Origin of the sequence: Francisella noatunensis subsp. noatunensis (genome assembly GCF_009823375.1) — a bacterium.
Lineage (GTDB): Bacteria > Pseudomonadota > Gammaproteobacteria > Francisellales > Francisellaceae > Francisella > Francisella noatunensis.
This window is the reverse complement of sequence record NZ_WBSX01000109.1, coordinates 1-6,360: the sequence shown is the minus strand read 5'-3', so window position 1 is coordinate 6,360 and position 6,360 is coordinate 1. Positions and strand designations below refer to the sequence as shown.

Here is a 6,360-nt window from a genome sequence, read left to right as displayed (position 1 = left end):
ATTTGAAAGAGTTAAGTACTTTGGCATTTTTTAGTTCCTTATCGTTTATTTTAGTTTCGTCAAAACCTAATAAACTATATTTGGAACTCTCTTTCAACTATTTAAAACTTTCAGAATACAATCTAGCGTCTGTAAAATTTTAATTAGCATGATAAATAGAATCAGTAATATATTTAATATATAATTTGATTAAGATTTTATTATATAACAGAATTAAATGGATTTATTCTCAAGCTTAGAAAGTACTCAGTCTGTAGGAGAGTTTTCTGAACAAGCATATTTAAATTACTCGATGTATGTAATATTAGATCGAGCACTACCTCATATTTCTGATGGGCTTAAGCCTGTACAAAGACGCATTATTTACGCGATGAGTGAAATTGGTTTAAGTCACTTATCTAAATATAAAAAGTCAGCGCGTACGGTAGGTGATGTACTAGGTAAGTATCATCCACATGGTGATAGTGCTTGTTATGAAGCAATGGTGTTGATGGCGCAGAATTTCTCATATCGCTATCCATTTATTGATGGGCAGGGTAACTGGGGCTCAATTGATGATCCAAAATCATTTGCGGCAATGCGATATACAGAATCACGGTTATCTAAATATGCAGTATTATTGTTAGATGAGCTAAAAAAAGGTACTGTTGATTGGGTCAAAAACTTCGATGGTACAATGGATGAGCCAAAACTCTTACCAGCGCAAGTACCAAATATTCTCCTAAATGGGGCAATGGGAATTGCGGTGGGGATGTCAACATATATACCTCCTCATAATATTACAGAAGTGATAAATGCTTGCTTGCATTTGTTGTCTAATCCTAAAGCTAGTATTGAAGAAGTATTAGAAATAATTGAGGCACCAGATTATCCGGGTGGGGCAAATATTATCAGTAGTAAAGAAGAGATCGCTGAAGTATACAAGTCTGGTAATGGTTCTATACGTCAGCAAGCTGTATATGAGTATGATAATCATGGTAATGTGATAATTACTCGATTACCTCATCAAGTTTCAAGTGCTTCGGTAATGGAGCAAATTGCTAATCAACTTAAGCAGCAAAAGATCACTTGGATTAAAAATATCCAAGATGAATCAGATGATAAAGAGCCTGTCAAAATAGTCCTGTATTCAGCATCGACAAAGAAGAATATTCAAAAAATAATGGGGCATCTATTAGCGACTACAGATCTTGAAAAAAGTTTCCGTGTAAATATGAATATGATTGGTCTAGATAATAGACCTCAGGTTAAGAATCTATTAGACATACTTAATGAATGGTTAGAGTATCGTAGACATACACTACGCAGAAGATTACAAACTAGTTTGGATAAGGTCCTAGATAGGCTACACATCTTAGAAGGTATGCTGATAGCCTTTTTAAATATTGATGAAGTTATTGATATTATCAGAAATTATGATGATCCAAGTTTAGAGCTTCAGAGTAGATTTGCCCTTTCTGAAATTCAAGCTGAAGCAATTTTGAATATTAGGCTACGTAAATTAGCAAAGATTGAAGAAATTGAAATTAAAAAAGAGCAGAAAGAGTTACAAAAAGAAAAAGAGTTACTTGAAGGGTATTTAAACAGTGAAGTTAAGTTTAAAAACTTAATGAAAAAAGAATTAAAACAAATTCTTGCTGATTTTGGTGATAGTAGGCGCTCTAAAATAGTTGAAGCTGATAAGGCACAAGCTCTAGAAGAGAAAGATCTGATGCCTAGTGAAAGAGTTACTGTTATCTTATCAAAAGCTGGTTGGGTAAGATGCGCTAAAGGTGATAATATCGATCCTAAAGGCTTAAGTTATAAGCCTGAAGATAAACCATATTTGGCAACCTCTGGCAATAGTAATATTAAATTGATTTTCTTTACTAAACTTGGCAAAGCATATTCGATGTATGCTGATAAGTTTCCATCAGCTAGAGGCTATGGTGAGCATATAACCACATATATTCCTTTAGATAAAGAGGATGAGATTATTAATATAGAGTTTGCTAATGTCGCTGAGCATTTCTTAATTGCTAGTACTAGCGGAAAAGGCTTTGTGATACCAGCTGAAGATTTGATAGCAAATAAAATTACAGGTAAAAATATCTTTGATGCTGATGATGTCTTTAAGTTCATACCGTATGATAAAGATTTGAAGATGCTTGCAGTTAGTTCGCAAGGTAAGGCGATTATTCGTGACTTTGAAAGCTTTGCAGTCCTTAAAAAAGGTAAGGGTAAAGCTATAATTAAACTAGATAAAAAAGATAAGCTTAAGTTTATAGAGATATTCAAACCAGAGCAAGAGCTTACTCTCAATGCAGGTAAGAGGTTTATTCGTATTGATAATAAAAACTTTGAAACATACTATACAGATAAGTCATCTGGTGGTGGGGTATTATTACCACAGGGTTTTAGAAAGATAACAAAAATAGATATAGAGAGTATAGAATGAAAAAAATAGCGATATTAGGGGCTATGGAAATTGAAATTCAGCCGATATTACAAAAATTAGAAAAATATGAAACTGTAGATTATGCAAATAATAAATATTATGTTGCTAACTATAATGGCATAGAGCTTGTTGTAGCTTATAGTAAGATTGGTAAAGTTTTCTCAGGTCTAACAGCAACGATAATGATAGAGCATTTTGGCGTGGATGCATTGTTATTTACAGGAGTAGCTGGCGGGCTTCAAGATTTGCAAGTGGGTGATATGATTGCTGCAACGGCAACAGTTCAGCATGATGTTGATATTACAGCTTTTGGCTATCCTTATGGTAAGATTCCTATTTCTGAGGTTGAGATTGCTACTTCAGCAAGGATACTAGAACAAGCTAAAGTGATCGCAAAAGAGCTTAATTTAAATTTACATACTGGAGTAATCGCTACTGGAGATCAGTTTGTCCATTCTGCTGAAAGAAAAGATTTCGTGGTTAAAGAGTTTGATGCAAAAGCTATAGAAATGGAAGGAGCTAGCGTTAATCTTATTTGTAATGAAATGAATATCCCTAGCTTCATACTAAGAAGTATCTCAGATACGGCTGATGGCGATGCTCCAGAGAATTTTGATGAGTTCGCAAAAATGGCCGCAAACCGATCAGCTGATTTTGTAATGAAATTAGTTGATAGAATAAAATAATAACTATGATCTTAAAGTTTAAGCAGAAACTTGGGGCGTTAATAGCTAGATTGTATATAATAATGTTATTCTAAAGGATAATAAAAAATTAAGACTGAGTGACTTACTAAATACAAATGTTTCGAATGAATTTGATTTTAGGAAGTAACTTTGCCTAGTAATAATATTAGGTTTTTATTGTTAATAATGTTAGTATTTCTATCAAAATAAATTTTGCATGTCTAGAAGTGTTAAGTAAAAAAAAGTTTATTATAGGAAGTATAACGTTCTTATCAATAGGTATTGGATATAGTCTTACAAACCAGCAGATACAGTATTCACAACAAGCAATAAAAGCTTTAGATAAAAAAGATTATAAATCATACTATTATCTAAAAACAAAGCTTAAAGATACAAGCATATATCCATATCTTCAATATAAAGAAATAGCTATAGATCCTGCTATCTTTGAGATAGCAACAATGGATGATTATCTAAAAGAGAATCAAAACAGTTACTGGAGTAGGCAACTTAGAGATGATTTAGCAAACTACTATGCTAATAAAAAAGATTGGCAACATTTTCAGAAATATTATAGTGGAGACTTAGGTATATCAGGCAAATGTTGGTCAATGCAGGCTGAATATGAGTCAGGTAATAAGTCTAAAGCTATAAATGAATATGGAGAGCTTTGGCAAAATCGTGTCTATATGCCATCAGCATGTAATGATATGCAAAAGTATTGGGATAGCTCTGAAGATAAATCAAAAGAGTATCTAACTACAAAGGCATATACTCTAGCTTTTGCTAATAAATTTAATGATAGTTTATGGTTACTCAATACATATGTCAAAGATAATAAAGATTATGTGAACTATATATCAGCATGGCAAAATGCTACAAAAAATCCTAGTAATTTGGATGGTTTTATAAATAGATTCCATAATTATAGAAACTTTGACAAAATCTTCGTCAATATATCGACTGATTTGGTTAAAAAGAATCCTGAGCAATATGCAAAAATATGGGATAGTTTAAAAAATAAAAGATATCTTAGTAATGAAGCTAAGCAACAATCTATTTCTGCTATAGCTGTTAGTTTTGCTAGATTACAATCACCACAAGCTAAACATTGGCTAGCTAGGGTAGATAAAAGATATCTTGATACCACAGCATGGGAATGGTTGCTAAGAGTAGATTTATATAACGAGAATTTCAAAGATTATATACAGACATATAATCAGTTACCTAAAAAATCTCAGCAAGATGAGGCGTGGAGATATTGGTTAGCATATAGTTACGAACAAACAGGACAAAAAGCAAAAGCTAATGAAGTGTTTGAAAATCTAACTAAGACCCCTCTAGACTACTATTCATTTCTAGCATCTGATAAGCTTGGTAAACCATATAATTTTGGTAATGATAATGCTGATAAATTAGATAATCGTGAAGCTAAAAAACTTGAATCTGAAGAGGCTATTCAACAAGCGATAGATTTATATCAGATTGAGCAATTTAAGGATTCTACAAGTCTTTGGAAATGGACAATACGTAATAAACTTAAGAATAAAGATATTACACAGATCAAAGAGTTAGCTAGATTAGCAGAAGATAATAAAATGTACTATGCTGCAATATTTAATATGGCTGTAATTGGTAAATACAATAATATTGATATGTTGTTCCCAAAAGCATTTTTGGATACAGTTCAGAAGAATGCTAAAGAATTTGGTATAGACCAAGATCTGGTATTATCGATAATGCGTAAGGAGTCATTGTTTGTTGTGGAAGCTGGATCCTGGGCAGGCGCAAAGGGACTAATGCAAGTAACAGAGCCTACAGCTAAATTTATTGCAAAAAAATATAAGTTATCTCTAGTTGGTGATAAGTCTGAAAGTATGGCTAGTCAAATATTTATTCCAGAGAACAATATCAAGCTTGGTACAGCTAATTTGTATTTCTTAGAGAAACTCTTTGATAAAAATCTAGTGTTAGGAATAGCTGCTTATAATGCAGGTCCGGGAAATGTTGCTAAATGGTTGAATAACAAAGAAGTTCCGGCAACCATTTGGATAGAGAATATTCCATTTGGTGAAACCCGTCATTATGTTAGAAAGGTTCTAATGTATATGATTGTATATAATAATTTTGTATTTAAAGACAAAAAGAATCATATCAGCAACTTCTTAGACTATAAAATATCTGATAAACAGAGCTTTAGAAAATAAACTCTTATAAATTTAAATAGTATATAATCGTATCAAGTGTTTTGTTCTGCCGTAAAGCTAATGCGTGTGATAAGTGGTATTAAAAGAGAGAATTTATTGGCATACTTTCTGACATACGTTGGGTATATGACTCTAACAATTTCAATGACTCTGACACCATCATTAGCATCTAATTTAAGTCTGTCTGATTATGTAACTCAGATAGCCATGAGCCTATCATTTTTTATGTTTAGTGTTTCTGCGATTTTATTTGCGACTTTATCAGATGTTTTTACAGCAAAGAGAGTACTATTTTTTTCACAGAGTTTGTCTATATTTGGTTTAATTTGCTTGGGATTATCAGATAATATCTATGCTGTATATGTTGGTTTTGTGAGTTTAGGGCTTGGCACGGGATGTTACTCACCTATCGCTAGAGCATTGATATCGCGTAATGCTGACAATAATAGCCAAATGGAAAAAGCATATTCGGTTTTATCAGTAATGATAATAGTTGCACCTATAGTTAGTACATATTTAGCTTTATTATTGATTCCGATTTCTTGGCGAGCAGCTTATTTTTGTATGGCAACAATTGAAATGGTATTATTTATATTTTCAATAAAAATATTAACTGCTGATGCTCAAAGACAAATCGTAATTCCAGCATCTAAAATATTCTCTGGATTTGCTCATGCACTTTCACAGCCTAGATATCTTTTAAATGTAATGATTGTGGCAATACTTTTTTCTTTTTATCTGGGTGTTTTGATGAGCTCATTTAAAGGTTTGTTGGTTGATGAATTAAATATGTCTATAGATGTCTTTACCGTAGTATTTTTGGTGACATCCTTACTATATATCCTTGGGATATTTAGTTATCGCATTAAGGCAGATAGTAGCCATAAGAAGGAGTTATACTCGAATCTAGTGTATGATGAAAATCTAATATAGAAATAAGCGGTGTATTCGCAGCAGAATGATAGAATTATTTTGCAAAATATAAACTCTTAACTGAGGAATACACACATGACAAAAAGTAACATAATAG

Annotated in this window: 4 protein-coding genes; all 4 read left to right on the top strand. The window is 32.2% G+C overall.

Annotated features, from left to right (window positions below; all coding sequences use genetic code 11):
* The first annotated feature begins 217 nt into the window (after positions 1 to 217).
* The 4 genes from parC (at position 218) to F8C69_RS08380 (ending at position 6,263) form a co-directional block, all read left to right on the top strand.
* Positions 218 to 2,437, top strand: a complete 2,220-nt coding sequence (gene parC / locus F8C69_RS08395) for a DNA topoisomerase IV subunit A (protein WP_159184867.1) — start codon at positions 218 to 220, stop codon at positions 2,435 to 2,437.
* Positions 2,434 to 3,123, top strand: a complete 690-nt coding sequence (locus F8C69_RS08390; protein ID WP_159184866.1) for a 5'-methylthioadenosine/adenosylhomocysteine nucleosidase — start codon at positions 2,434 to 2,436, stop codon at positions 3,121 to 3,123. Before parC ends, F8C69_RS08390 begins: the two co-directional genes overlap by 4 nt.
* A gap of 227 nt (positions 3,124 to 3,350) precedes the next feature.
* Complete coding sequence (locus F8C69_RS08385) at positions 3,351 to 5,330, top strand: lytic transglycosylase domain-containing protein (protein WP_159184865.1); 1,980 nt, start codon at positions 3,351 to 3,353, stop codon at positions 5,328 to 5,330.
* Between the two features lie 60 nt (positions 5,331 to 5,390).
* Positions 5,391 to 6,263: an MFS transporter gene (locus F8C69_RS08380; protein ID WP_234384265.1), complete on the top strand. Its 873-nt coding sequence runs from the start codon at positions 5,391 to 5,393 to the stop codon at positions 6,261 to 6,263.
* Positions 6,264 to 6,360 lie beyond the last annotated feature (97 nt).